The sequence below is a fragment of the Tabrizicola sp. genome (assembly GCF_041911175.1).
Lineage (GTDB): Bacteria > Pseudomonadota > Alphaproteobacteria > Rhodobacterales > Rhodobacteraceae > Tabrizicola.
The window spans coordinates 1-24,649 of record NZ_JAYRPN010000116.1; the positions used below are offsets into that span (position 1 = coordinate 1).

24 protein-coding genes are annotated in these 24,649 nt (G+C 66.8%); 10 read left to right on the forward strand and 14 right to left on the reverse strand.

All coding sequences use genetic code 11. From position 1 onward, the window contains the following. The first annotated feature begins 78 nt into the window (after nucleotides 1-78). The 3 genes from ACE3P6_RS15625 to ACE3P6_RS15635 all read left to right on the forward strand — a co-directional run bounded on the left by ACE3P6_RS15625 (nucleotide 79) and on the right by ACE3P6_RS15635 (nucleotide 2,535). On the forward strand, nucleotides 79-1,182 hold the full coding sequence (locus ACE3P6_RS15625; RefSeq protein ID WP_374396783.1) for a class II histone deacetylase: 1,104 nt from the start codon (nucleotides 79-81) through the stop codon (nucleotides 1,180-1,182). Between the two features lie 82 nt (nucleotides 1,183-1,264). Next, entirely contained in the window at nucleotides 1,265-1,843 is a 579-nt protein-coding gene (locus ACE3P6_RS15630; protein WP_374396785.1) for a nitroreductase family protein, read from the forward strand. Continuing rightward, nucleotides 1,843-2,535 carry an EI24 domain-containing protein gene (locus ACE3P6_RS15635; protein WP_374396932.1) on the forward strand — a complete coding sequence of 231 codons (693 nt, stop codon included), beginning with the start codon at nucleotides 1,843-1,845 and terminating at the stop codon, nucleotides 2,533-2,535. The genes ACE3P6_RS15630 and ACE3P6_RS15635 overlap by 1 nt, the downstream gene beginning before the upstream one ends. Before the next feature lie 8 nt (nucleotides 2,536-2,543). Here the strand turns inward: ACE3P6_RS15635 and ACE3P6_RS15640 are convergent, their stop codons facing one another. Further along, nucleotides 2,544-2,813, reverse strand: coding sequence for a DUF1467 family protein (locus ACE3P6_RS15640; protein ID WP_374396786.1), 270 nt, complete (start codon nucleotides 2,811-2,813; stop codon nucleotides 2,544-2,546). Beyond that, entirely contained in the window at nucleotides 2,810-3,214 is a 405-nt protein-coding gene (gene mce, locus ACE3P6_RS15645; RefSeq protein WP_374396788.1) for a methylmalonyl-CoA epimerase, read from the reverse strand. The genes ACE3P6_RS15640 and mce overlap by 4 nt, the downstream gene beginning before the upstream one ends. A 136-nt stretch (nucleotides 3,215-3,350) precedes the next feature. Between mce and ACE3P6_RS15650 the strand changes: the two genes are divergently transcribed. Next, a complete protein-coding gene (locus tag ACE3P6_RS15650) occupies nucleotides 3,351-4,031 on the forward strand; it encodes a response regulator (protein WP_374396790.1) in 681 nt (226 codons plus the stop codon). A 12-nt stretch (nucleotides 4,032-4,043) separates the two neighbouring features. Here the strand turns inward: ACE3P6_RS15650 and ACE3P6_RS15655 are convergent, their stop codons facing one another. The 4 genes from ACE3P6_RS15655 to ACE3P6_RS15670 form a co-directional block, all read right to left on the reverse strand. Further along, complete coding sequence (locus ACE3P6_RS15655; RefSeq protein ID WP_374396792.1) at nucleotides 4,044-4,511, reverse strand: DUF1993 family protein; 468 nt, start codon at nucleotides 4,509-4,511, stop codon at nucleotides 4,044-4,046. Further along, nucleotides 4,511-6,307: an aspartate--tRNA ligase gene (gene aspS / locus ACE3P6_RS15660; protein WP_374396936.1), complete on the reverse strand. Its 1,797-nt coding sequence runs from the start codon at nucleotides 6,305-6,307 to the stop codon at nucleotides 4,511-4,513. Before aspS ends, ACE3P6_RS15655 begins: the two co-directional genes overlap by 1 nt. Before the next feature lie 148 nt (nucleotides 6,308-6,455). Next, the gene (locus ACE3P6_RS15665; RefSeq protein WP_374396795.1) at nucleotides 6,456-7,067 is read right to left on the reverse strand and encodes an aminotransferase class IV family protein; all 612 of its coding nucleotides are present in this window, start codon (nucleotides 7,065-7,067) and stop codon (nucleotides 6,456-6,458) included. Next, a complete protein-coding gene (locus ACE3P6_RS15670; protein WP_374396798.1) occupies nucleotides 7,025-8,164 on the reverse strand; it encodes an aminodeoxychorismate synthase component I in 1,140 nt (379 codons plus the stop codon). The genes ACE3P6_RS15665 and ACE3P6_RS15670 overlap by 43 nt, the downstream gene beginning before the upstream one ends. A gap of 257 nt (nucleotides 8,165-8,421) precedes the next feature. On the opposite strand from ACE3P6_RS15670, the gene ACE3P6_RS15675 reads away from it, so the two are divergent. From ACE3P6_RS15675 to ACE3P6_RS15690, 4 genes are all read left to right on the forward strand, one after another. Next, nucleotides 8,422-9,984: an amino acid permease gene (locus ACE3P6_RS15675; RefSeq protein ID WP_374396801.1), complete on the forward strand. Its 1,563-nt coding sequence runs from the start codon at nucleotides 8,422-8,424 to the stop codon at nucleotides 9,982-9,984. A gap of 139 nt (nucleotides 9,985-10,123) precedes the next feature. Further along, nucleotides 10,124-13,453, forward strand: a complete 3,330-nt coding sequence (carB, locus tag ACE3P6_RS15680; protein ID WP_374396804.1) for a carbamoyl-phosphate synthase large subunit — start codon at nucleotides 10,124-10,126, stop codon at nucleotides 13,451-13,453. Between the two features lie 98 nt (nucleotides 13,454-13,551). Then, nucleotides 13,552-14,478 carry a DnaJ C-terminal domain-containing protein gene (locus tag ACE3P6_RS15685; RefSeq protein WP_374396807.1) on the forward strand — a complete coding sequence of 309 codons (927 nt, stop codon included), beginning with the start codon at nucleotides 13,552-13,554 and terminating at the stop codon, nucleotides 14,476-14,478. A gap of 2 nt (nucleotides 14,479-14,480) precedes the next feature. Beyond that, nucleotides 14,481-14,816 (forward strand): hypothetical protein, encoded by a 336-nt coding sequence (locus ACE3P6_RS15690; protein ID WP_374396810.1) that lies wholly within the window; start codon nucleotides 14,481-14,483, stop codon nucleotides 14,814-14,816. Between the two features lie 167 nt (nucleotides 14,817-14,983). On the opposite strand, the gene ACE3P6_RS15695 is transcribed toward ACE3P6_RS15690, so the two are convergent. Next, on the reverse strand, nucleotides 14,984-15,391 hold the full coding sequence (locus ACE3P6_RS15695; protein ID WP_374396813.1) for a hypothetical protein: 408 nt from the start codon (nucleotides 15,389-15,391) through the stop codon (nucleotides 14,984-14,986). A gap of 224 nt (nucleotides 15,392-15,615) precedes the next feature. Between ACE3P6_RS15695 and ACE3P6_RS15700 the strand changes: the two genes are divergently transcribed. Together ACE3P6_RS15700 and ACE3P6_RS15705 are read left to right on the forward strand one after the other, a co-directional pair. Next, nucleotides 15,616-16,026, forward strand: a complete 411-nt coding sequence (locus ACE3P6_RS15700) for a ketosteroid isomerase-related protein (RefSeq protein ID WP_374396815.1) — start codon at nucleotides 15,616-15,618, stop codon at nucleotides 16,024-16,026. Next, complete coding sequence (locus tag ACE3P6_RS15705; RefSeq protein ID WP_374396818.1) at nucleotides 16,023-16,619, forward strand: GNAT family N-acetyltransferase; 597 nt, start codon at nucleotides 16,023-16,025, stop codon at nucleotides 16,617-16,619. The genes ACE3P6_RS15700 and ACE3P6_RS15705 overlap by 4 nt, the downstream gene beginning before the upstream one ends. Nucleotides 16,620-16,672: 53 nt before the next feature. Here the strand turns inward: ACE3P6_RS15705 and ACE3P6_RS15710 are convergent, their stop codons facing one another. From ACE3P6_RS15710 to ACE3P6_RS15740, 7 genes are all read right to left on the reverse strand, one after another. After that, the gene (locus ACE3P6_RS15710; RefSeq protein ID WP_374396820.1) at nucleotides 16,673-18,121 is read right to left on the reverse strand and encodes an APC family permease; all 1,449 of its coding nucleotides are present in this window, start codon (nucleotides 18,119-18,121) and stop codon (nucleotides 16,673-16,675) included. Between the two features lie 83 nt (nucleotides 18,122-18,204). After that, nucleotides 18,205-18,723 (reverse strand): flavin reductase family protein, encoded by a 519-nt coding sequence (locus tag ACE3P6_RS15715; protein ID WP_374396822.1) that lies wholly within the window; start codon nucleotides 18,721-18,723, stop codon nucleotides 18,205-18,207. Between the two features lie 4 nt (nucleotides 18,724-18,727). Further along, nucleotides 18,728-20,071, reverse strand: a complete 1,344-nt coding sequence (locus ACE3P6_RS15720; protein ID WP_374396824.1) for a glutamine synthetase family protein — start codon at nucleotides 20,069-20,071, stop codon at nucleotides 18,728-18,730. A 4-nt stretch (nucleotides 20,072-20,075) separates the two neighbouring features. Continuing rightward, the gene (locus ACE3P6_RS15725; protein ID WP_374396826.1) at nucleotides 20,076-20,741 is read right to left on the reverse strand and encodes a TetR/AcrR family transcriptional regulator; all 666 of its coding nucleotides are present in this window, start codon (nucleotides 20,739-20,741) and stop codon (nucleotides 20,076-20,078) included. After that, nucleotides 20,738-22,189 carry an alpha/beta fold hydrolase gene (locus ACE3P6_RS15730; RefSeq protein WP_374396829.1) on the reverse strand — a complete coding sequence of 484 codons (1,452 nt, stop codon included), beginning with the start codon at nucleotides 22,187-22,189 and terminating at the stop codon, nucleotides 20,738-20,740. The genes ACE3P6_RS15725 and ACE3P6_RS15730 overlap by 4 nt, the downstream gene beginning before the upstream one ends. Continuing rightward, on the reverse strand, nucleotides 22,189-23,532 hold the full coding sequence (locus ACE3P6_RS15735) for an acyl-CoA dehydrogenase family protein (RefSeq protein ID WP_374396831.1): 1,344 nt from the start codon (nucleotides 23,530-23,532) through the stop codon (nucleotides 22,189-22,191). Before ACE3P6_RS15735 ends, ACE3P6_RS15730 begins: the two co-directional genes overlap by 1 nt. Further along, nucleotides 23,532-24,581 carry a peptidase M29 gene (locus tag ACE3P6_RS15740; protein WP_374396833.1) on the reverse strand — a complete coding sequence of 350 codons (1,050 nt, stop codon included), beginning with the start codon at nucleotides 24,579-24,581 and terminating at the stop codon, nucleotides 23,532-23,534. The genes ACE3P6_RS15735 and ACE3P6_RS15740 overlap by 1 nt, the downstream gene beginning before the upstream one ends. Nucleotides 24,582-24,649 lie beyond the last annotated feature (68 nt).

Consider the following 24,649-nt stretch of genomic DNA (forward strand, 5'->3'; position numbering starts at 1 on the left):
AGATTTGCAAAATCCTTCGAAGGATTTTGACCCGCCCCACCGCTGCCCCTAGCCTCCACCCCAAATGGGAGACACCGCATGACAACCGCCTTCTTCTCCGACGAACTCTGCTTCTGGCACGGTGGTGGCAACTATGCCTTCACCCTTCCGGTTGCGGGCCTCGTCCAGCCCACTCCCGGCGGATTGCCCGAGAACCCCGAGACAAAGCGGCGCCTGCGCAATCTGATCGAGGTGACAGGCCTGACCCGGCACCTCGCGATGCGCGGAGCCGAGCCCGCCACGAAGGAAGACCTCCTCCGCGTCCATCCCGAAAGCTACCTCTCGGCCTTCAAGGCCGCGTCCGACGCGGGTGGGGGCGAGCTTGGCTTGCGCACTCCCTTTGGCGCCGGGGGCTACGAGATCGCGGCGCTGTCGGCGGGTCTGGCGAAGGCCGCCCTGCGCGCCGTGGTGACCGGCGAAGTGCGCAACGCCTATGCCCTCTCGCGCCCGCCGGGGCACCATTGCACGGCGGATTTCCCGAATGGCTTCTGCCTCCTGAACAACATCGCGGTGGCGGTCCGGGCCGCGCAGGCCGAAGGGCTGCTCCGCCGCGTGGCGGTGATCGACTGGGACGTCCACCACGGCAACGGGACCGAGGCGATCTTCTGGGACGATCCCGATGTCCTGACCATCAGCCTGCACCAGGAGCGGAACTATCCGCTCGACACCGGCGGGGTCGAGGCGCAGGGCGGCCCGAAGGCCCTTGGCGCGAACCTGAACCTGCCGCTTCCCCCCGGCACCGGCCACCAGGGCTATCTTCACGCGATGGAACGGGTGGTCCTCCCCGCGCTCGACCGCTTCCAGCCCGAGGCGATCGTGGTCGCCTGCGGCTTTGACGCCGCCGCCGTCGACCCGCTCGGCCGGATGCTCTGCACCGCCGAAACCTTCCGCTGCCTCACCCGCATGGCGATGCAGGCCGCCGAGCGCCTCTGCGATGGCAGGCTGACGCTGGTCCATGAAGGCGGCTATTCGGAAGTCTACGTCCCCTTCTGCGGCCATGCCGTGCTCGAAGAGATGAGCGGCTCGGACATCGCCGCCCCCGACCCCTTGGCGGCGACCCTGGCGAAACGCCAGCCCGACGCCCGCTTCGACACCTTCGTCCGCGGCTGGATCGACGACGCGGCGGAAGCGCTCGGCCTCTGAGGGAAAGGGCGGGCCGAGTTCTGGCAAATGCGCCCGTCCTTGGCTAAGGAATGCCGCCACCACCATTCGCCAAGGACCTGACATGCCTGCCCGCAACGATGCCGCCCTGGACTTCCTGAAATCCCGCTACTCGCGTCCGGCGAAGCTCTTCTCCCTTCCGGTGCCGACCCGCGAGCAGCTGACCGAGATCCTGACCGCCGCCACCCGCGTTCCCGATCACGGCAAGTTGGAACCCTGGCGGCTGGTTGTCCTGCAGGGCGCGGCGTTCCGGCGGATCGCCGACCTGGCCGAGGCGCGGGCGCGCGAACTGGGCGGCGACGAAGAGAAGATCGCCAAGGGCCGTGGGCAATATGACCTTGGCAAGCTGGCCGTGGCGGTCATCGCCTCGCCCAAACCTTCGCCGAAAATCCCGCCGGTGGAGCAGTTGCTCTCGGCCGGCGCCCTGTGCTTCGGGATCGTGACCGCGGCGCAGGCGGCGGGTTGGGGCGCGAACTGGCTGACCGGCTGGCCCGCCCACGACGCCGCTTTCACCGCCCGTGCCTTCGGCTGCACCGAGGGCGAGAGGGTGGCCGGCATCGTTCACATCGGCACCCCACCGGAAGGCTTCGCCGACCGCCCGCGCCCCGATCTGGCGAAGATCGTCACCTGGGCCGAAGCGTGATCTTCACCGCCTTCTTCCGGGCGCTCGGCCAGCTTGGCGACCGCCGCTTCCGCCGTGTCGTCTTCCTGGGCATCCTCCTGGCCCTTGCGCTCCTCTTCGGGGTCTACGCGCTGTTCCTGCAACTGATCTGGTGGCTGTCGCCCGACCAGATCAATCTGCCGGTCATCGGCCCGGTCACCGGGATGCACACGCTCCTGGGCTGGACCTCGGTCCTGTTCATGATCGGACTGTCGGTCTTCCTGATGGTCCCCGTCGCCTCGGCCTTCACCGGGATCTTCCTGGAAGACGTCGCCGACGCCGTCGAGGACCGGCACTACCCGCAGCTTCCCCCCGCGACGCCGCTCTCGCTGGGCGAAGGCCTGCGCCAGTCGGTCAATTTCCTGGGCGTGGTGATCGTGGTGAACCTTGGCGCGCTTTTCCTCTACCCGTTCGTCGGCCCCGGAATTCCCATCCTGTTCTGGGCGGTGAACGGCTTCCTGCTGGGCCGCGAATATTTCAGCCTCGTCGCGCTGCGTCGCCTGCCGCCGTCCGAGGTCAAGGCCATGCGCCGCCGCAACCGCTGGACGCTCTGGGCCGCCGGGGCGATGATGGCCGCGCCCCTGACGGTGCCGGTCCTGAACCTGGTGATCCCGGTGCTGGGCGTCGCGACCTTCACCCACCTCTACCACCAGCTTGCCAGCGCGGGCCGCTAGGCCGACAGTCAGTGCCGGATACGGCCGAACCAGTCCAGGTCCTCGATGGTGATCCAGCCCGACATGATCACCGCGACGATCACGACCCAGATCGGCGTCGCGATCAGCGTGGTGATCCAGGCCTTGCGCTTCATCACCTCGCCCGCAGGAGCCCCGGGCGGAGTGCCCGGCACGATATCCTTCGCCTCGTCCTGCGAAATCGTGCGGTATGGCAGCACGCAGAACAGCGTCATGAACCAGGTGATCGCGTAAAGGACGATGGCGCCGGTGATGCTCATGCCTGTTCCAGCTCCACCAGACAGCCGTTGAAATCCTTCGGATGCAGGAACAGGACCGGCTTGCCATGCGCCCCGATCTTCGGCTCGCCCGACCCCAGCACCCGTGCGCCCGAGGCTTTCAGGTGGTCCCGCGCCGCAAGGATATCGTCGACCTCGTAGCAGATGTGGTGGATGCCACCCGCCGGGTTCTTGTCCAGGAACCCCAGGATCGGCGACCCCTCGCCCAGCGGATGCAGAAGCTCGATCTTGGTGTTCGGCAGCTCGATGAAGATCACCGTGACACCATGATCCGGCTCGGGCTGCGGCGCACCGACCCTGGCGCCAAGCGTGTTCCGATACTGCGCCGCCGCGGCCTCCAGGTCGGGCACGGCGATGGCGACATGGTTCAGGCGTCCGATCATGGGGTCCTCCGGCAGGCTCTCGCGCCCGCTTATGCGGCCCGCCTGCGGCCCTTGCAAGCGCAGAAGGGCCGCAGGCGTTAACCCGGACTTTACCGGCCGTGGCGAAACTTGCGACCAAGACAGTGAAGGTTCGCCCATGCCCTTTCCCCCCGACGCGCCCCCGCCGCAAATCCCGCCCACCGCTCATGGCCGCCTGCCCCTGCAGGGGCTGACCATCCTCGTCGTCGATGACAGCCGCTTCACCTGCGATGCCCTGCGGCTGATCCTGCAACGGGCCGGGGCGAAACTGCGCCGGGCGGAAAGCCTTGAAATCGCACGGCTTCACCTGGCCTTCCACCGCCCCGACCTTGCCATTGTCGACCTTGGTCTGCCTGACGGGCGCGGCCAGGACCTGATCGCCGAACTGGCGTCCGAGGGGCTGCCCGTGCTGGGCCTCTCCGGCGACCCCGAGGGCCGCGAAAGCGCGATGGATGCGGGCGCGGCAGGCTTTCTCGAAAAACCCATCGGCTCGGTCGCGGCGCTGGTCCGGCTGATTCGCCAGCTTGCCACCGGCGCCGGTCCGCTGGAGCTTGGGCAGGATACCACCCCGCCGCCTGCAGACCCCATCGCGCTGCGCGACGATCTGGTCCGCGCCATCGGGCTGATCACCGGATCGGGCGATCCCGGTTACGCGCTGTCCTTCCTGCGCACCCTTGCCCGCGCGGCAGGCGACACCGCGCTGGAAGCGGCGGCGCAGGACATCCGCACCGCCTTCGACCGCGCCAAACTCGCCCGGATGATCGAGGATCGGGTGGCTTCACTGGACACGATGGCCTGAGCTGCCGCGAAGTCAGAACCGGAAATCGGCCGGATAGGAATGCAACCCGTCGAAATCCGCCTTGCCCAGCGGCACCCCCGCCGCCCGCAGCGCCGCATAGCCCATCGTCAGATGGAAGAAGAAATTGGGGATGCCGTAGAGGTGCAGGAACTCCGCCCCCGTCTGTTCCAGCACCGCGAACCCCGCCTGGTGCCGGATCACCCGCGCCTCCGCCCCCTCGAACTCGGCCGGGGTCATCGCCCCCAGCATCGCGCGGGCCACTGCCAGCCTCGGCCCCAGCCCCTGCGGCAGGTCCGGCACCTCGCGCCCCGCCAGCGGGCAGGCCACCCGCAAGGCAAAGCCCGCCGCAGTGGAAAACTGCTGGCGGGCCGGGAAGCTGTCGGCAATGCGGGCATCCAGCGCATCCGGCCCCGCGACCGCCACGATGTCGCTGACACGCGACAGATAGTGGCGGAAGACGGGGACCGAGGCTTGGTACATCAGCTGTCCTTCGGCACCACGCGCAAGGACAACTCGCGCAGCTGCGCATTCGTCGGGTCCGAAGGCGCGTTCATCAACAGGTCCTCGGCGCGCTGGTTCATCGGGAACATGATGACCTCGCGGATGTTCTGCGTATCGGCCAAGAGCATCACCAGCCGGTCGATCCCCGCCGCGCAGCCACCGTGCGGGGGGGCGCCATACTTGAACGCCTTGACCATGCCGCCGAAGCGCTTGTCGACTTCCGAATTTGGATAGCCCGCCAGCTCGAAGGCCTTGTACATGATCTCCGGCTTGTGGTTGCGGATGCCGCCCGAAATCACCTCATAGCCATTGCAGGCCAGGTCATACTGATAGGCATAAACCTCCAGCGGGTCACCATTCAGCGCCTCAAGACCCCCCTGCGGCATCGAGAACGGGTTGTGGCTGAAGTCGATCTTCCCCTCGTCGGTCTTCTCGTACATCGGGAAATCGACGATCCAGGCGAAGCGGAAGCTGTCCCTGTCGGTCAGCCCCAGCTCCTCGCCGATCACGTTCCGCGCCTTGCCCGCGATCCCCTCGAAAGCCTCCGGCTTGCCGCCGAGAAAGAAGGCCGCGTCGCCCTTGTCGAGGCCCAATTGCAGCCGGATCGCCTCGGTCCGCTCCGGCCCGATGTTCTTGGCCAGCGGTCCCGCCGCCTCCATCCCCGACCCGTCCTCGGCCTCGCGCCAGAAGATATACCCCATCCCCGGCAGGCCCTGGCTTTGCGCATAGGCATTCATCCGGTCGCAGAACTTGCGGCCCACGGGTTCCCCCGACGGCCCCTTCGGCGCGGGGATGGCGCGGACCTCGTTGCCCTCGGTCTCCAGCAACTTGGCGAAGATCGCGAAGCCGGACCCCCGGAAATGCTCCGACACCTCCTGCATCCGGATCGGGTTGCGCAGGTCGGGCTTGTCCGAGCCATACCACTTCAGGCTGTCGCGATAGGCGATGCGCGGCCAGTCGGCATGTACCTTCCGGCCCTTGCCAAAGGCCTCGAACAGCCCCTGCAACACCGGCTGGACGGCGGCGAAGACGTCGTCCTGCGTCACGAAGCTCATCTCGACATCCAGCTGGTAGAAGTCGGTCGGAGACCGGTCCGCGCGCGGGTCCTCATCGCGGAAGCAGGGCGCGATCTGGAAATAGCGGTCGAAGCCCGCCACCTGGATCAGCTGCTTGAACTGCTGCGGCGCCTGCGGCAGGGCGTAGAACTTGCCGGGATGCAGCCGCGACGGCACCAGAAAGTCGCGCGCGCCTTCCGGCGAGGACGCGGTGATGATCGGCGTCTGGAACTCGGTGAAGCCCTGGTCCCACATCGCATTGCGCAGCCAGCGCACCACGTTCGACCGCAGCATCATGTTCTGGTGCATCGTGTCGCGGCGCAGGTCGAGGAAGCGGTAGGTCAACCGCGTCTCCTCGGGGTATTCCGCATCGCCGAAGACCGGCAGCGGCAGCTCCTCCGCCGCGCCCAGCACCTCGACCTCGGTGACATAGACCTCGATCTCTCCGGTCGGGATCTTGGCATTCACCAGCGCGGCATCGCGCGCCTTCACCCGCCCGTCGATCCGGACCACCCATTCCGCCCGCACGGCTTCCAGCGCCTTGAACGCCGCCGAGTCGCCATCGCACAGCACCTGGGTGATCCCGTAATGGTCGCGCAGGTCGATGAAGAGCACCCCGCCATGATCCCGCACCCGATGGACCCAGCCGGACAGGCGGACGCTTTCGCCCACGTTGGACTTGTTCAGCGCGGCACAGGTATGGCTGCGATAGGCGTGCATCATCGTTCCCCTTTCCAGGGCCTCAAGGTCATCCGGGCCGATACACCTTGCCCCCTGCCCGAAGTCAAGCCCGCCCCCTTTCATACTGGCGCAAATATCCCCGCCGGAGGCATTCGACCCCAGCCGCAGGAGCCTCCGGCGGGGATACTTAGCCCAGTATGAAAACCGCCGGGATCAACCCGCGCAGCGCATTGCCGACCCAGAGCCGCGCCTTCGGCAGGTCCTCGGCCAGCAGGACCTCCTCCGCGCAGCCCAGTTCCGCCCGCAGCACCCCCGGCAGCAACCCGCAAGCCAAAGGCGGCGTCCGCAGGCCCTGCCCCCGGTCGAAGAAGACCGAGGTGATCGTGCCCTCGCAGACCTCGCCGCGTTCGTTCAGGAAGATTACCTCGTCCAGCCCCTCAGGCAGCTTCGCCCGCGCCCGGTCATAGGCCTCGCGCCGCGTCGATTTCACCCGCAGCCAGGGATCGCCCGAAGCCAGCCGCTCCGAAGCCAGCCCCACCCGCCACTCCGCCTTGGCCGGGGGCAGCGCGGCGACCGTCCAATCCACCACCCCCTCACGGTCCAGCGTCAGCCGCAGCCGCGCCGGGTGGCCGGGGCCGGCGGGTGCGACTTCGGGACAGGACCAGCCCAGCATCCGCGCCGATCGCCGCAGCCGCTCGCGGTGCAGCGCCCAGCGCGGAGCGCCCGCCCCGTCCCACAGCACCGTCTCGATCAGCCTCAGTCCCGGCTCACCGCCGCCTTCACGAAGCGCGCCTTCCACAGCGCCTCCTCCCATTCGCCCGCAACGGTCGAGCCATGCGTCAGCCCGCCGCCCACATTCATCACGATATCCTGCCCGGTCACCGACAAGGTGCGGATCGCCACCGAGAAATCCGCCTGGCCCTCCGGCGACATCCAGCCCACCGCCCCGCAATAGACCCCGCGCGCAAAGGGCTCCACCTCGCGGATGATCTCCATCGCCCGGATCTTCGGCGCCCCCGTCACGCTGCCGCAAGGGAACAACGCCGCCATCAGTCCCGGCAGGGTCGGCGGCTCCGCCAGCTCGCCCTCGACCGTGGAGGTCATCTGGTGCACCGTCGCATAGCGCTCGACCGCGAAAAGCGTCGGCACCCGGACGCTGCCGACCTTCGCCAGCCGACTGATGTCATTGCGCAGAAGATCGACGATCATCAGGTTCTCCGCCCGGTCCTTGACCGAGGCCTGCAGCGCCGCCGCAATCGCCGCGTCCTTGGCCGGATCGGCATCGCGCGGGGCGGTGCCCTTCATCGGTCGCGCGGTGATCCGCCCGCCCCGGTCCAGCCGGAAGAACAGCTCGGGCGAGCGCGACACCACCACCGGCCCGACGCCAAGGTCGACGAAAGCCCCATGCCCCACCGCCCCGGTACGCCGGAACGCCCCGTAAAGCCCAAGGGCCGACCCCGAAACCAGCGTGGCCGCCATCGGAAAGGTCAGGTTCACCTGATAGCAGTCGCCCGCCGCGATGTAGTCGAAGACCTTGCGCGCGGCAGTGCCATAGGCCCGCCGCCCGACCATCGGCTCCGGCGCAGTCATGAGCGTCGACCGTCCCTCCGCCGCCGCCCGCTCCAGCATGGCCCCGGCGTCGAGCGGCCCCTCGAACACCCCCAGCGCCACCAGCGGCCCCGGACGCCTGCGCGGCATCGACCGGCGCAGCTTCGGCTCCAGCGCATAGCCCGCCTCATAGGCGACATAGCCCGCCAGCCAGGCCCCTGCCGCCCGTGCGGCCTCGGCCCGAGCCAGCGCCGACGCAACCTCGCCGGGTCGCCAGGCCAGGATGACCTCGCGCGGGCGGTCGAAGAGCGCAGGCTCCCCGTCCGGTCCATGTTCGATGAGGATCACCCGCCGCTCCCGCTACCCTGTCCGCGCCCCGAGATAGGCCCATCCTGACCCTGCCGCCAGACGAATCCGCGCCACCCGGCTCGTGGAAAGCGACGCCGCACTGCAAAAACCCTGATCGAAAGGTCAAAGAACGCATTCAAAGCTTGCCTGATGATCAAAATCGCGCTTCCCTGTCGCCACGCCAGCCACCAGATGATGTAGGCTGGGCCGAACAAATAACAAAAACGCGTCCAACACCGGTACGAAGGGAACATTCCATGTCTTCCGACGACTACTCAGACCACGAAAAACACGAGGACCTGAAAGTCCTGCACGGCATGGGCTATGCGCAGGAATTGCAGCGCTCCATGTCGAAATTCTCGAACTTCGCGATCTCCTTCTCGATCATCTGCATCCTCTCGGGTGGGATCAACTCGCTTGGCCAGGCCACATCCGGGGCTGGCGGTGCGGCCATCGGCATTGGCTGGCCGATCGGCGTGATGGTCTCGGGCGTCTTCGCCCTTGCCCTGGCGCAGATCTCGTCGGCCTATCCGACCGCAGGCGGGCTTTATCACTGGGGCTCGATCCTGGGGAACCGCTTCACCGGCTGGCTTTCGGCCTGGCTGAACCTGCTTGGCCTCGTCACCGTGCTGGGCGCGATCAACGTCGGCACCTTCTACTTCTTCTTCGGCTCCTTCGGTCCGATGTTCGGGGTCGAGGACACGCTGACCCACCGCGTCCTGTTCATGGCGGTCATCACCGGCCTGCAGGCCCTGATCAACCACATGGGGATCAAGCTGACGGCCAAGCTGACCGACTTTTCCGGCTACCTCATCTTCGCCACCGCGATCCTGTTGACCATCGTCTGCCTCGCCTCGGCCACCTCGTTCGACGTGTCGCGGCTCTGGACCTTCGCCAACTACACCGGGACCGAGGGGGCATCCGCGGTCTGGCCGGTCGCCGTCGGCGGCGGCATGGCCTTCGTGCTCGGCCTTCTGCTGCCGGTCTACACGATCACCGGCTACGACGCCTCGGCCCATACCTCCGAGGAAACCATCAAGGCCGCCCATTCCGTGCCCTCGGGCATGGTGCATTCGGTCGTCTGGTCCGGCATCTTCGGCTGGATCATGCTCTGTGCCTTCGTGTTGATGATCCCGAACATGGACGATGCGGCCAAGCAGGGCTGGAACGTGTTCTTCTGGGCGATGGACGCCCAGGTGAACCCGACGATGAAGCAGATCCTCTACATCCTCATCTTCATCTCGCAGTTCCTGTGCGGCCTGGCGACCGTCACTTCGGTCAGCCGCATGCTCTTCGCCTTCAGCCGGGATGACGGCATGCCCGTCGGCTCGAAGATGCTGGCCACCGTGTCGCCCAAGTACCGCACGCCGGTTGCCGCGATCTGGGCCGGTTCGATCCTTGCGACGCTGTTCGTCTGGCTGACCTCGGCGATCACCATCGCCGGGACGCCCGCCTATTCCATCGTCGTCTCCTGCACCGTGATCTTCCTGTTCCTGTCCTTCACCGTCCCGATCGCGCTGGGGCTCTTCACCATCGGCGGTCCGAAATGGCCGGCGATGGGCCCGTGGAACATGGGCGCCGGCAACTACAAGCTGGTGGCCGTCCTTTCGATCCTGTCGATGGGGCTGCTCTTCTTCCTCGGCATCCAGCCGCCGAACGACTGGGCGCTGGAGATCACCGTGGGCTTCATCATCCTCGCGCTGATCATCTGGGTCCTGATCGAGAACCGCCGCTTCAAGGGCCCGCCCATCGGCGACGAGATCGAGGCCCGCAAGGCCGCCATCGCCGCTGCCGAGGCCGCCGTGGGCGAAAAAGGCTGATCCAGCCCGCCTGAAAACGTGAAAGGCCGGGGGTCACCCCCGGCCTTTTCCCTTGCCGGACCCCCCCCCGGAATCCGCTTGCGCGCCCCCGGCTTCTGTCTATAACGCCCGACAATTTGCGCAAAGGATGGGGGCTGACATGCCGAAGCGGACCGATATCAAGTCGATCATGATCATCGGCGCGGGCCCCATCGTCATCGGTCAGGCCTGCGAATTCGACTACTCCGGCGCCCAGGCCTGCAAGGCCCTGCGCGAGGAAGGCTACCGGGTCATCCTGGTGAACTCGAACCCCGCGACGATCATGACCGACCCCGGTCTTGCCGACGCGACCTACATCGAGCCGATCACCCCCGAAGTCGTCGCCAAGATCATCGAGAAGGAACGCCCCGACGCGCTCTTGCCGACGATGGGCGGTCAGACCGGCCTGAACACTGCACTGGCGCTGGCCGACATGGGCGTGTTGGACAAGTTCAAGGTCGAGCTGATCGGCGCCAAGCGCGACGCCATCGAAATGGCAGAAGATCGCAAGTTGTTCCGCGAGGCGATGGACCGGATCGGGCTGGAAAACCCCAAGGCCACCATCGTCGCGGCCCCGAAGCTCGCCACCGGCAAGTATGACATCGCCGCCGGGGTCAGGCAGGCGATGGAGGCACTGGAATATGTCGGCCTCCCCGCAATCATCCGCCCCGCCTTCACCCTCGGCGGCACCGGCGGCGGCGTGGCCTACAACCGCGACGACTATGAGGCGATCATCAAGTCCGGGCTTGAGGCCTCGCCCGTCGCGCAGGTGCTGGTCGACGAGTCGCTGCTGGGCTGGAAGGAATACGAGATGGAGGTGGTGCGCGACCGCGCCGACAACGCCATCATCGTCTGCTCCATCGAAAACGTCGACCCGATGGGCGTCCACACCGGCGATTCCATCACCGTGGCGCCGGCGCTGACCCTGACCGACAAGGAATACCAGATCATGCGCAACGGCAGCATCGCCGTCCTGCGCGAGATCGGGGTCGAGACCGGCGGGTCCAACGTGCAATGGGCGATCAACCCCGCCGACGGCCGCATGGTCGTGATCGAGATGAACCCCCGCGTCTCGCGCTCCTCCGCGCTGGCGTCCAAGGCCACCGGCTTCCCCATCGCCAAGATCGCCGCGAAACTTGCCATCGGCTACACGCTGGACGAGCTGGACAATGACATCACCCGGGTCACCCCCGCCTCGTTCGAGCCCTCGATCGACTATGTCGTCACCAAGATCCCCCGCTTCGCCTTCGAGAAATTCCCCGGCTCCGAGCCGAACCTCACCACCGCGATGAAATCGGTCGGCGAGGCGATGGCCATCGGCCGCACCATCCATGAATCGCTGCAAAAGGCGCTGGCCTCACTTGAGACCGGCCTCACCGGCTTTGACGAGATCGCCATCCCCGGCGCGCCCGACCGCGCCGCCGTGTCGAAGAAGCTCTCCGAAGTCACACCCGACCGTCTGCGCGTCATCGCCCAGGCCATGCGCGAGGGCTTCTCGAACGACGACATCCAGCACATCACCGCCTTCGACCCCTGGTTCCTGTCCCGCATCCGCGAGATCATCGACACCGAGGCGCAGATCCGCAAGGACGGCCTCCCCACCAACCCCGAAGCCCTGCGCAAGCTGAAGATGATGGGCTTCACCGACGCCCGCCTGGCCAAACTCACCGGCCGCGATGAAGCGCAAGTGAGACGCGCCCGCACCCGGCTCGGCGTCACCGCCGTCTTCAAGCGGATCGACACCTGCGCGGCAGAGTTCGAGGCCCAGACCCCCTACATGTATTCCACCTACGAAGCCCCCGCGATGGGCGACGTGGAATGCGAATCCCGCCCGACCGGCGCCAAGAAAGTCGTCATCCTCGGCGGCGGCCCGAACCGGATCGGCCAGGGCATCGAGTTCGACTATTGCTGCGTCCACGCCTGCTACGCCCTGACCGCCGCGGGCTATGAGACCATCATGGTCAACTGCAACCCGGAGACGGTCAGCACCGACTACGACACCTCCGACCGCCTCTACTTCGAACCGCTGACCCTGGAACATGTCCTGGAAATCCTGCGGGTAGAGCAGGAAAACGGCACGCTGCACGGCGTCATCGTCCAGTTCGGCGGCCAGACGCCCTTGAAGCTGGCGAACGCCCTGCACGAGGAAGGCATCCCGATCCTCGGCACCACGCCCGACGCCATCGACCTCGCCGAAGACCGCGAACGCTTCCAGCGCCTGCTGCAAGACCTTGGCCTGAAACAGCCGCACAACGGCACCGCCCGTAGCCGCGACGAAGCCTTCGCCGTTGCGAAAGATGTCGGCTATCCGCTGGTCATCCGCCCCTCCTTCGTCCTTGGCGGCCGCGCGATGGAAATCGTCCGCTCCGACGACCAGCTTGACCGCTACATCTCCACCGCCGTCCAGGTCTCCGGCGACTCGCCCGTCCTTCTCGACTCCTACCTCTCCGGCGCCGTCGAGGTTGACGTCGATGCGTTAAGCGACGGTAAATCCGTGCATGTCGCTGGAATCATGGAACATATCGAGGAAGCGGGCGTCCATTCCGGCGATTCGGCCTGCTGCCTGCCGCCGCACCAGCTCTCCCCGGAAACGGTGGAAGAACTGAAGCGCCAGACCGTCGTGATGGCCAAGGCGCTGAACGTCGTCGGCCTGATGAACGTGCAATTCGCGATCAAGGACGGCACGATCTACGTTCTGGAAGTGAACCCGCGCGCCAGCCGGACCGTGCCTTTCGTCGCCAAGGCCACCGACTCGGCCATCGCCTCCATCGCCGCCCGGCTGATGGCGGGTGAACCGCTCTCCACCTTCCCGATGCGCGCGCCCTACCCCGAGGGCGTCGGCCCCGACAGCCCCCTGCCCCTCGCCGACCCGCTGACGCTGGCCGACCCGAACACCCCCTGGTTCAGCGTCAAGGAGGCCGTCCTCCCCTTCGCCCGCTTCCCCGGCGTCGACCCGATGCTCGGCCCCGAAATGCGCTCCACCGGCGAAGTGATGGGCTGGGACCGCACTTTCGCGCTCGCCTTCCTCAAAGCCCAGATGGGCGCCGGGACGATCCTCCCGACCGAGGGCCGCGTCTTCCTGTCGGTCAAGGACATGGACAAGACCGAAACCCTCGCCGCCGCCGCGAAGGACCTGCTGGCGATGGGCTTCACCATCGTCGCCACCAAGGGCACGGCCCAGTGGCTCGCCCAGAACGACGTGAAAGCCGAACCCGTCGCCAAGGTCTACGAAGGTCGTCCGAACATCGTCGACCGGCTGAAGAACGACGAGATCGCCATCGTGATGAACACGACGGAGGGCACCCAGGCCGTCAGCGACAGCCGCGACATCCGCCGCGTCGCGCTGATGGACAAGATCCCGTATTTCACCACCGCCGCAGCCAGCGTCGCCGCCGTTGCCGCGATGAAGGCCCGGGGTGAAGGCTACGGGGTGCGCACCCTGCAGGGCTGACCCCGGCCCTGCCCCCATTCCCGGTCCCGGCCCCTTGTGAACGCCACTTTGTCGGCTATCTTCATCGGCGGATGACGTTGAACGGGCGGAGTGTGTGAATGGCGGGCGATCCCTATGCCGCGCTCGGGGTGGCGAAGACGGCCACCGAGGCCGAGTTGAAAGCCGCCTATCGCAAGATCGCCAAGGCCGATCACCCCGATCTCAATCCCGACCCGAGGGCGGCCGAACGCTTCAAGGCTGCCGCTGCCGCCTATGATCTGCTCAAGGATCCCGTCCAGCGCCGCCGCTTCGACGCGGGCGAGATCGACGAACAGGGCCAGGAACGCCCGCAGCGCCGCTACTACCGCGACCACGCCGAGGCCGCCGACAACCCCTATGCCCGCAGCTACGGCTTCGACCAAGATGCCGACATGGGCGACGTCTTCTCCGACCTGTTCGGCCGCCGCGGCGCCGGGCAGGAAGGCTTCCGGCAAGGCGGCCAGCCGCGCGACTTCCACATGCGCGGGCAGGATCACCGCTTCACCCTGCAGGTGGATTTCATGACCGCCGCCAGGGGTGGCAAGACCCGGATCACCCTGCCCGACGGCAACGACCTGGAGGTGACGATCCCGAAGGGCGCGCAGGACGGGCAGACCATCCGGCTGAAGGATAAGGGCGGTCCCGGCTTCGGCAAGGGCGGGCCGGGCGACGCCTATCTCACCCTGACCGTCGCGCCGGACCCGATGTTCCGCCGCGAGGGCAACGATATCTTCCTGACCCTGCCAATCTCGCTGTCCGAGGCAATTCTGGGTGGCAAGGTCGCCACCCCCACCATCGACGGCACGGTCAACCTGACCATCCCGAAGGGCGCAACCACCGGCCAGAAGCTGCGCCTGCGCGGGCGCGGCATCGACGGCGGCGACCAGCAGGTCGAGCTGAAGGTGATGATGCCGCCCAAGGTGGACCCCGAGCTTGAAGCCTTCATGGAAAGCTGGCGCAAGTCGCATGACTACGACCCGCGCGCCGGCCTGAAATACGGGAGCTGAAGATGACCCGCTACTACAGTTCGACCGAAGTGGTGGCCCTGATCGACGACCTGACCGAACCGCGCCTGACCGCCTACCTCCGCGCCAGCATCGTCGAGCCGGTGACAACGCCCGGCGGACCCGGCTTCCGCGAAACCGATGTCGCGCGCCTTCAGCTTCTCTGCGATCTGGACGACAGCTATGGCCTGCCCGAGGAGTCGCTGAAGATGGTGATGGGGTTGATCGACCAACTGAACTCGATGCGGGGCGACATGCGCGCCCTGATGCGCGCCGTGGCCGCCGAACCGGACGAGGTGCGTGCCCGCATCCACCACAGCATCCGCGTGTCGCGGGGGTAGGCGAACGGCAAGGGCAGGCCCTGCGATCCGCTCCGGGCAGAAGTGGTTCAGGCGCCCTGCAGTCGCACGCCCGTTCTTCAGGTCCAGCGCCACGGGGCGACGAAGGCCGATTGGGCCCCGGCAGTTGCACGCCTGAACATTCCCTGCGGCTTTGGATGCAGCGTCCCTCAAAGGCAGGATGCGGACGGACCCTTTGCCACGATCGCCTGCCAGTCGGGCCCGAGCGTCTGCCGCGCGGACAAGGCGTCACCGAACCTCGGGTCGCCCTTGGTGATGATCTGGATGACCATGTCCTGCGTGTTGGTTCCGTAAGTGTCAAAGCCGCCGTAGGTCGTGAACATCCCGCCGGTAATGGCGGATCGGGATTGGTCCCCCACCACGATGAAGCGATCCGCGCCCCGCTTGATGACTTCGATTGCCGCTTCCCGAAACGCGATCTGTCGGGTGCCCTTTGCCCCGCACATATCTTCGGCCTCGGTCGAGATCTTGAACGAAGACTGGGTAAGGGGTTGCACACTGGTTTCGACGCAACCCGCGACGATCAGCAATGAGGTGACAGCAATCAAACTCCGCACGAACAAACCCTTCCATGTCCTTACTTCCAAGGCAGGAAGCATATTCGGTGGAATCCTAACAAACCCTTAACGTCCACGCCCAACCTCTTGAATTCAAACGCCCCGTTTTTTGTCCACCGTGGACACCCCTCCGCCGAAGGTCGCTTTCCAGCTCCAACCCGTCCCCACTGGCTTGGAAACCCCTGTCCGGCCCGCTACTCTTGCGGCCCAAGAAGGAGACCTCCATGCCCCGCTCCGAGACCCTCGCCCTGATCCGACGCTACTACGACGCCTTCAATGCGGGCGACCCCGAGGGGATGCTCGCCTGCCTGACCGAGGACGTCGAGCACCGGGTGAACGAGGGCGGGCACCGGATCGGAAAGGCCAGGTTCCGAGACTTCTGCGGCCATATGGGGGTCAGCTACCGGGAGCAGTTGAAGGACCTGACGATCTTCGCCACCGATGACGGCACCCGGGGGGCGGCGGAGTTCGTGGTCCACGGGGAGTATCTGAAGACCGACCCCGGTCTGCCGGAAGCGAAGGGCCAGACCTACATCCTCCCCGCCGGGGGCTTCTTCGAGATCAAGGGCGGACTCATCAGCCGCATCACCACCTTCTACAACCTGAACGACTGGGTCGCGCAGGTGAGCGCGTGAACATCGACGACATCGACGTCCGCGCCCTCCGCGGGCCGGACCTGGAGGCCGCCCTCGACGGCGTCGCCCAGTTGCGGATCACCGTCTTCCGGGACTGGCCCTACCTCTACGACGGCTCGCTGGAATACGAACGCGAATACCTCGCCAGTTACCGCGACAACCTCGGTGCCCTCCTTGTGGGGGCCTTTCACGACGGCCAGCTGATCGGTGCCTCGACCTCCACCCCGATGGAGGATCACGCCCCCGAATTCGCCGCCCCCTTCCGCGACCTCGGCATCCCGCCGGAGAAGATCCTCTACGGAGCGGAATCCGTGCTTCTGCGGCCCTATCGCGGCATCGGCCTCGGCCACCGTTTCATCGACCTGCGCGAGGCCCATGCCCGCGCGCTGGGGCGGACCCATGTCGCCTTCTGTTCGGTGATCCGGGGCAACGACCACCCGGCCCGGCCCGCCATCGCCCGCACCAACGATGCTTTCTGGCGCGGGCGGGGTTACCGGACCCTGCCGGGTGTGGTGGCCCGGTTCAGCTGGAAGGACCTGGGCGACACGGTGGAAACCGAAAAGCCGCTGCAATTCTGGATGCGCGAGCTTTGAATGGGAAAGGCCGGCCCGGAGACCCCGGACCGGCCCTTTTCCAGCAGCTCCGGTCAGTCGGCCAGGTTCGTCCCCATCTTCGCGAACCGCGCCGGGTCCGAGGCTTTCAGCCGCTGTGCCAACAGGAAGCCGACCACGCCAGCCGCCGGGATCAGCGAGGGCAGAAGCCAGCTGAGGCTGCCGCCGGTGGTTCCGGTCAGGTCGCCATAGGTGATGAAGATGTAGACGAACAAGGCCGCCATGATCAGCCCGGCGATGGCGGGCAGGATCTTGGTCGACAGGGGGGATCCCCCGCCCTGTTTCGCGAAGAAGGCGATCACCGACAGCGAGGTGATGCCCATCATCCCGATCACGCCCAGGGTGCCGATCTGGCTGATCCAGGTGAACATGTTCAGGATCGGGTCCAGCCCCAGCCCGGCGAAGATCGCCAGCACGATCAGCGCGCCGATGGTCTGCACGACCGAGCCGATATGCGGGCTCTGGTGTGCGTCATGGGTGCGGCCGAAGGCGGCGGGCAGAAGGCCGTCCCGTCCGGCAACATAGGAATACCTGGCGATGTAGTTGTGGAAGGCCGACAGCGCGGCAAAGAGGCTGGAGACGAGGAGCAGCCCCGCGATCATCGAGATCGTCGGGTTGGTATAGGTTTCGGCCAGGATGAAGAAGTGCGCCGTCGGGTCCGGCAATCCGCCGATGGTTTCCAAGAGCTTGTCCGCCCCGGTTCCGGCGATCATCAGCCAGGTGGTGAAGACGAAGAAGATGCCGATCATCAGGATCGAGAGATACGTCGCGCGCGGGATGGTCTTCTCCGGGTCCTTCGCCTCTTCGCCATAGATCGTGGTCGCCTCGATCCCGATGAAGGAGCCGAGGCAGAAGAGGATCGCCGCGGTCAGCGAGCCCGAGGTCAGCGCCGAGAAGTCGAGGATGTTGACCGCCAGGCCCTTCCCTTCCGCCCCGCCCGCGCCGAGGATGGCGAAGTCGACGATCAGCACGATCAGATATTCCAGGCCCACCAGCACGACCATCACCTTCGCGGACAGGTCGACCTGCCGGTAGCCAAGCACCCCGACCAGCACGATGGCGATCAGGCTGTAGACCCACCAGGGCAGGGTAATGCCGAAACCGCCGAACACCCCGGCGGAAACGCCGCCCAGAAGGCCGATCAGGCCGAACTGCATGGTGTTGTAGGCGACAAGCGCGATGATCGACACCGCGCCGCCCCAGCTGCCGCCCAGGCCGCGCGCGGCATAGGCGTAGAAGGCGCCCGCGTTGATGACGTGGCGGCTCATCGCGACATAGCCTGCCGCGAAGGCCAGCATGATCAGCGTGAGCAGGATGAAGGTCAGCGGGATGCCGGTGCCGTTCCCCAGAAGGAAGGCCAGCGGCATGGCCCCGGCCACCCCGGTCAGCGGTGCGGCGGCCGAGATCACCATGAAGGTGACGGCGACCAGCCCCAGCGAATTGCGTCGCAGCCGGTTCGGCCCGATTTCGGTGAATTCAGACATGTTCCCTCCCATGTTGCGCGCCGCCCGGGTCTTGCTGCCCTGGGTCGGCGGGTGCTGCGGATGCCCGCAAATTACTTAACAGTTTAACTATCTCCGGCGAGATGTATAGCCTTTCTGTAGGCCCTCTGGCCGTAAAGCAGCGCCGAGGCGTTGTCCGACAGCCGCACGGCCGCGACCCGACCGACGATGATGTGGTGGGTTTCCCACAGCAGCGCGGTGGCAAGGCGGCATTCGAACACCGCCGTCGCGCCCGTCAGGAAGGGCTGGCCGATCTCGCCCGGCTCCCAGGCGACGCGGTCGAAGCGCTCGGCGCGGTCGGTGGTGCTGCGGCCCGCGAAGAGGTTCGCCGTGTCCTGCTGATGCTCGGCCAGAAGGTTGGCGCAGAAGGCGCGGTTCTTCAGGATTGCAGCGGCGGCGGGCGACTGGTGGTGGATGCAGAGAAGCAGCGAGGGCTGCTCGCCATCCGCCGAGACCGAGGTCAGCGACGACACCGTCACGCCCGCGCGCCCGCCCTCGCCATCGGTGGTGGCGACGGCGACGAAGGTGGCCGCGCGGCTCATCCCTTCCATGAAGGCGGTGCGAAGGTCGGCGGCACTTGTCATGTGGTCATCCCAGATCGAAGAAGCGTTGCAGTTCCACGTCCGGGACTTTCCGGCGGAACTCGTCATGTTGTGACTCACGCGTGGACGTGAAGCCATCGACAAAGCGCGGCCCCAGCCAGTCGCGCGCGAAATCCGACCCGCGCAGGCGCTTGATCGCCTCGGGCATCGACCGGGCGAAGTCTCGGGCAGGCTTCTGGCTGTAGCCCGAGCCGACCACCTCGGGCTCCGGCTCGATCTTGTTCAGTATGCCCGCGATCCCGGCGGCAAGGGTAGCGGCGGTGGTGAGGTAAGGGTTGGTATCGGCGCCGGGCAGGCGGTTTTCGACCCGCAGCGACCCGGCATCATGGCCGACCAGCCGGAAGCAGGTGGTGCGGTTCTCGTAACCCCAGGTCAGGCCGGGAGGCGCGAAGGTGCCGGGGGCGAAGCGGCGGTAGCTGTTCACCGTCGGCTGGAAGATCAGGGTCATATCGCCAATGTACGCCTGCAACCCGCCCAGAAAATGGCGGAAGGTCTGGCTGACACCGTTCTTCTGACCTGCGTCCCAGAAAAGCGGCTTGCCCGCCTTGTCCTTCAGGCTGATGTGCAGGTGGATCGACTGGCTGTCGGCCTGTTCGCTCCACCTTGGCATGAAGGTGACGGACTTGCCCTGCCGCAAGGCCAGCGCCCGCAGGAAGTTCTTCAGAATCACCAGCTGGTCGGCGGGTTCCAGCCCTTCACCGGCGGCGATGCAGCATTCCATGAAGCCGCCGCCGATCTCCTCGTGCATCTTGGCCAGGTCGATCCGCAGCGGTTCGCAGATGGCGGAAAGCGCCTCGTACCACTCCGTCTGCAGGGCCTGGTAGATGATCAGGTCATGGCTGGCATGGGGTGTCGCGGTCTGGAGATTGCGGTAGCCCTTGGCACGGGCGCTTTCGGGGGTTTCGTCGAACAGCGTGTATTCCAGTTCCATCCCGTATTTCGGGACGAAACCCGCTTCGGCGGCGCGGGCCAGGACGCGGGTCAGGATCGAGCGCGGGCAAAGCTCGGCAGAGGCGCCGGTGAAGTTGGACAGGACCAAGAGGTCATGGCCGGGTTTCGACCAGGGCAGGCGGCGGGCACTGGCAGGGTCGATCCGCAGCGGGTCGTCGTGGAAGTCGCCCGCCTCGTCATTCACGCCGGGCAGGTTCAGGTGAACATCCGTCGGGTCAAGGGCAAGCTGCGCCGGGGCCATGCCCATACCGTTCTTCGCGATGCCCTTCAGGCTGGAGGAGGACACCATCTGGCCGCGCAGAAGCCCGTTGGTATCGGCCATCGCCACCGTGGCGAAGCGGCTGGCGGGGTCGGCGAGAAAGTCGTCAAGCATCGTCATCGGTTCACCTGTCGGGGGTCAGAAGCGCGGCCAGTTGGTCCAGGTCCTGCGCGGGGTGGGTGGAATAGGCCTTCAGGAACACCCGAAGGCCATTGGTGATGTAGCGGGTCAGCGTCTGCCGGTCGGGGGCGGCGTCGGGCATGTACAGCGCCTGGGTCCGGGGGGCGGAAAGGATCAGGCCCCAAAGATCCTGCGCGGCAAGCTCGGCATCCTCGAAGACCAGCCGCCCGGCATCGCGCTGGTCTTCCAGATAGCGCATGATCCCGCGCAAGAGGTGGTCGGGTCCGCTGGCCTGATAGGCGCGACCGATCTCGGGAAAGCGGCCGACCTCGCCGATGATCAGCCGGGCCAGCGACAGCATGTCGGGCCGCATGACGGTATCGGCATAGGCCCAGGCGAAGGTCAAAAGATCGGCGACCATGCCCTTGCGCCCGGGATGTTCGAAGACGTCGAGCATCAGGTCGCGCTTGCCCAGCATCATCGCCTGGAAGAGCGACTCCTTCGACGGGAAGTAGGAATAGAGCGTGGGCTTCGTGACCCCGGCCTCTGCCGCCACTGCATCCATCGTGGTGCCGGAATAGCCCTGCCCCGCAAAGACCTTCAGCGCCGCGTCAAGGATCTGGCGCTCGCGGTTCAGGCGGTTCTGCTGGCGGCGGGGCAGCGCGGTCACGGCAGCCTGCCGAGGAAGGTGAGGAGGTGGCGATTGTAGAGGTCGGGCCGTTCGACGTTGCAGACATGGCCCGCGCCCTCGATCACTTCGAAGCGGACGTCAGGGCGCGGGGCCGCGTCCCAGATCCGGCCTGCCACGGCGCGGATTTCGGAGGGGGGCGCGAGGCGGTCATGCTCGCCGGTCATCATCAGGACGGGCATCGTCAGCCGCGCGAAGTCGAAGCGTTCCAGCGGGTTGGTGAAGCAGTTGAGCGCATCGCGGTAGGTCGCGGCGGGGATCGCGGCCATGCTGTCGAACAGCGTCTTGCGGGTGGTCTCGCTGGCATCGGGCCCGGCCAGAACCTTGACGACCGCAGGCGCGAAATCGGCGGGGACCTGGCCCGCGTTCAGCGGCACTTCGCGGCTGACCCGGAACGCCTCGCGCTCGTCCGGCCCGGCCTCGGACATGCCGGTGCAACCGCCGGAGAGGACAAGGCCCGCCAGCATCTCGGGATGGCGCATGGCGAAGGAGGTGGCGATCCAAGAGCCGTAGGAGAGGCCGACCAGCACCAGCCGCTTTGCACCAAGCTTCTCCGCGACCCGCAGGATGTCGGCGCAGTAGTCGTCCACGGTGGACTGCCGGGGGCCAAGGGTGCTGTCGCCATAGCCGCGCAGGTCGAGGGCGGCGGCGGGCATGATCTGGCCCACGGCTTCCAGCTGCGGCAACCAGTTCGTCCGCCCCCCGCCGATGCCGTGGAGGAAGACGCAGAGCGTGTTGCTGGTCGCGTGTCCCCCACCCCCATCCCCTCCCCACGAGGGGAAGGGGGGCCGAGGGGCGGAGGCGTCAGTCTCCGATGCCGAACCGCCTGCCATCCCCGAGCCCGCGCCGGAAACCCGGGCGCCTCCCTCCCCCCGCGTGGGGGAGGGCTGGGGTGGGGGGGCGGTGATCGTCAGAGCAAGCCGGGGAAGATCGTCGAAGACCAGCGTCTCCAGAGGTCCCGCAGCGTCGGAGCCGGGAACCTCCCCCTCCGCGTGCCGAAGCTGGGGAGGTGCCCCCGTCACCGCCAAAGCGCCAATCCCGGCCTCGAAAACCGCTTTCGTCCCCTCGCAGATCGCCCCCAGCCGTGCCGCCGGGGCGCGCACGGTCGCCGTCCAGCCGACCACCGACCCGCCAGCCTCGGCCTCGGTCACGGTCAGCCGGGCGTCATAGGCCTCGCAGTCGCGGATCCCTTCAAGATGGGTGTAGCCCAGCACCCGGTCGCTGTCGGAGACATAGGTCAGCTGCTCGCGGTAGACCGTATCCTCGCCGCTCACAGTGAAGGCCCGCACCAGCGCCCCCTGCGGCCCCTGCTCCTGATGGATCGTCTCGACCCACGGATGCCAGGCGCCGCAGAAGTCGCGGACGACGGCCCAGACCGTCTCTGGTGCAAGCGGCACAAGACCCCGAACCTGCACCACCTCTCTCGGCATCAGCGCAGCATCCGCAGCGTGCCCGAGTCCCCGCGCCAGAGCGAATTGCGTGCCCCGCCTTCATCGCCCGGCGCGCCGTCCAGCTCGTTCATCTCGTAGAGCGCGAGGACACCGATGTAGTCCTCCATGATCTCGGAGGTATAGGGCAGCATCAGCGCCCCGCAACGGCTGTCGCGGTACATCCGTTCCAGCGGCAGCGACTTCAGCATCGACTGCCCGCCGCAGGTGCGGATGGCGAGCGCGGTGATTTCCTGCACCCCCTCCATCACGTTGTACTGGGCGGCATACATCCGCATCACCTCGGCCTTGGACGGCATCCCCTTGGCTTCCGAGAAGGCCTGCCACCAGAGCGCCCGCATGTTCGCGAGGCGCGCATACATCTTCGACACCGCCACCCGCTTGGTCGCATACATCCGCCGGTCGATCGGCGGCTGGCCGGGAACGCGGCCCTGCAGATAGGCAAGCGTGAAGTCATAGGCCCCCTGCGCCACGCCCATATAGGTGGGCGAGAGGGTCGCCATCATGTGCGGCCAGTTCGGCAGGGTCTTGCCGAAGATGCCCTTCGGCATCAGGAGGTCGTCCTCGGTGACGAAAACGTCTTTCAAAATCAGGTCGCGGCTATTCGTCCCCCGCATCCCCAAGGGGTCCCAGTCGCCCTTCACCGTCAGGCCCGGCGCGTCCTTGTGGACGACGAACAGCATCGTGTCCTCGTGACGCGGCTCCTGCCCCTCGAAGACCTCGGTGCAGACGATGGTGTAGTAGTCGCAATACCCTGCCAGCGAGGCGAACTTCTTGAACCCGCTGATCTTCCAGCCACCTTCCACCGGACGGGCCTGGGTCTGGTTCGGCTTCGAGGTCCAGTTCTGCCCGCCTTCCGAGATCGGCTGCGAATAGATCGCGCGTTCGGTCATCGCCCGGGTGAACTGCTTGGCCCGGAGGGGGGCAAAGGCGGCCTTCTCCTCCGCCGAAAGGTTCGGCATGTCATACATGAACCGCGACCAGGCCATCGACGAGTTGTGCATGTTGAACGTGAGCGCCGTCGCCCCGCAATACTTGCCGATCTCGGCCCCCACGATGGCATATTCGCCCATCGAGAAGCCCCAGCCGCCGAATTCCACCGGGATCGACAGGCCCAGGAACCCATTGTCGGCAAGGTCCTTGTAATTCTCCACCGGGAAGGAGGCGTCGTCGTCCACCCCCTTGGCGCGGGCGGCAAAGCGCGGCCCCAGCTCGTTGATCTTGCGCATCGCCTCGGCCACCTCGGGGCGGACGCGGGTCATGTCGTAATAGTCGGCGGGCGCGCTCATCGGCAGGGCGGCGGGGATCGGGGACTGGTCGGTCATCAGGCAAGCTCTCCTTGCAGAACGCCGTCTTTCACGACGACGCGCCCGTCGAGGGCGATGGTGCAGTTGCGCATCGGAAGGTCGAAATGGCCAAGCGTGTAGCGCCCGGCATACTGGTTGGCCCCGGTGGACCAGAGGAAGGATCCGGCAATCGCCCGGAACTCCACCGCCTGCATGTCGCGCTTGTCGTACATGGCGGCGCTGACCCATTTCGCGCCGTGGTTCATGCCCCAGCCGACATGGCTGAGCCCATAGGCGTTGCGGTCGCCCCACTCGGCCATGTATTCGCGCAGGTGCAGCGCGTCGATCCCGTCGCCCTTGATGGCGGTGACGAAGTCGTTCTCGACGGTGAAGTCGATGCGGCTGGTCAGGAAGGTCTTGAACGTCAGGTTCATGTCGCCCACGTCCATCACCACGCGCCCGTTCACCGCGTCCTTGCCGGGGAAGGCGAGGCACAGCCCCGCAGGCCAATGCGCCACCGCGCCCGGTTTCGTCCCGAACCCCGCGGTGCCGCCGCAGGGCGCGCCGCGCAGGTCGACCGTCAGGTCGGTGCCGATGGCCGAAGTGACCCGCATCTCCGACGCCTCGCGCAGCATCTGGATGCCGATCTGCAGCTTGACGTCATCCTCGGCCTTCGGCTCGGTCCGCTCCAGGATTTCCGGGTGTTCGTTGGTGATCACCAGCAGGCGGGTGCGCCCGGCCTCCTCGATCTCGGGCCATTCCGGGGCATGGATGATCCCCTCGACCGTGCAGTCGACGATCACCTCGACCAGCTTCAGCGCCTCCACCACCGCGCGGTTCCCGGCGATGGCCCAGGAAGTGCCGGTCGACTTCACCGGGACCGGAGCCGACTGCGCGGGAGTCGGCATCTGGATGTGGAAGCTCTCCGCCCCAAGGTCGTAACCCGCCAGCTCGCACAGGTGCACCAGCACGGGCCGCGACTGGGTTTCCGACAGGATGGCGATCTTGGTGCCCTGCCCGATCCCGTTCAGCTTGAAGACCCGGCGGAAGGCGGCAAGCCACTTCCCCTCGATCCGTTCCTGCAGCATCCGCCCCTCCCGACCCCAGGTGCGACGATTCGTCCACCTGACAAAATGCTTTACTGGTCAGTATAGTT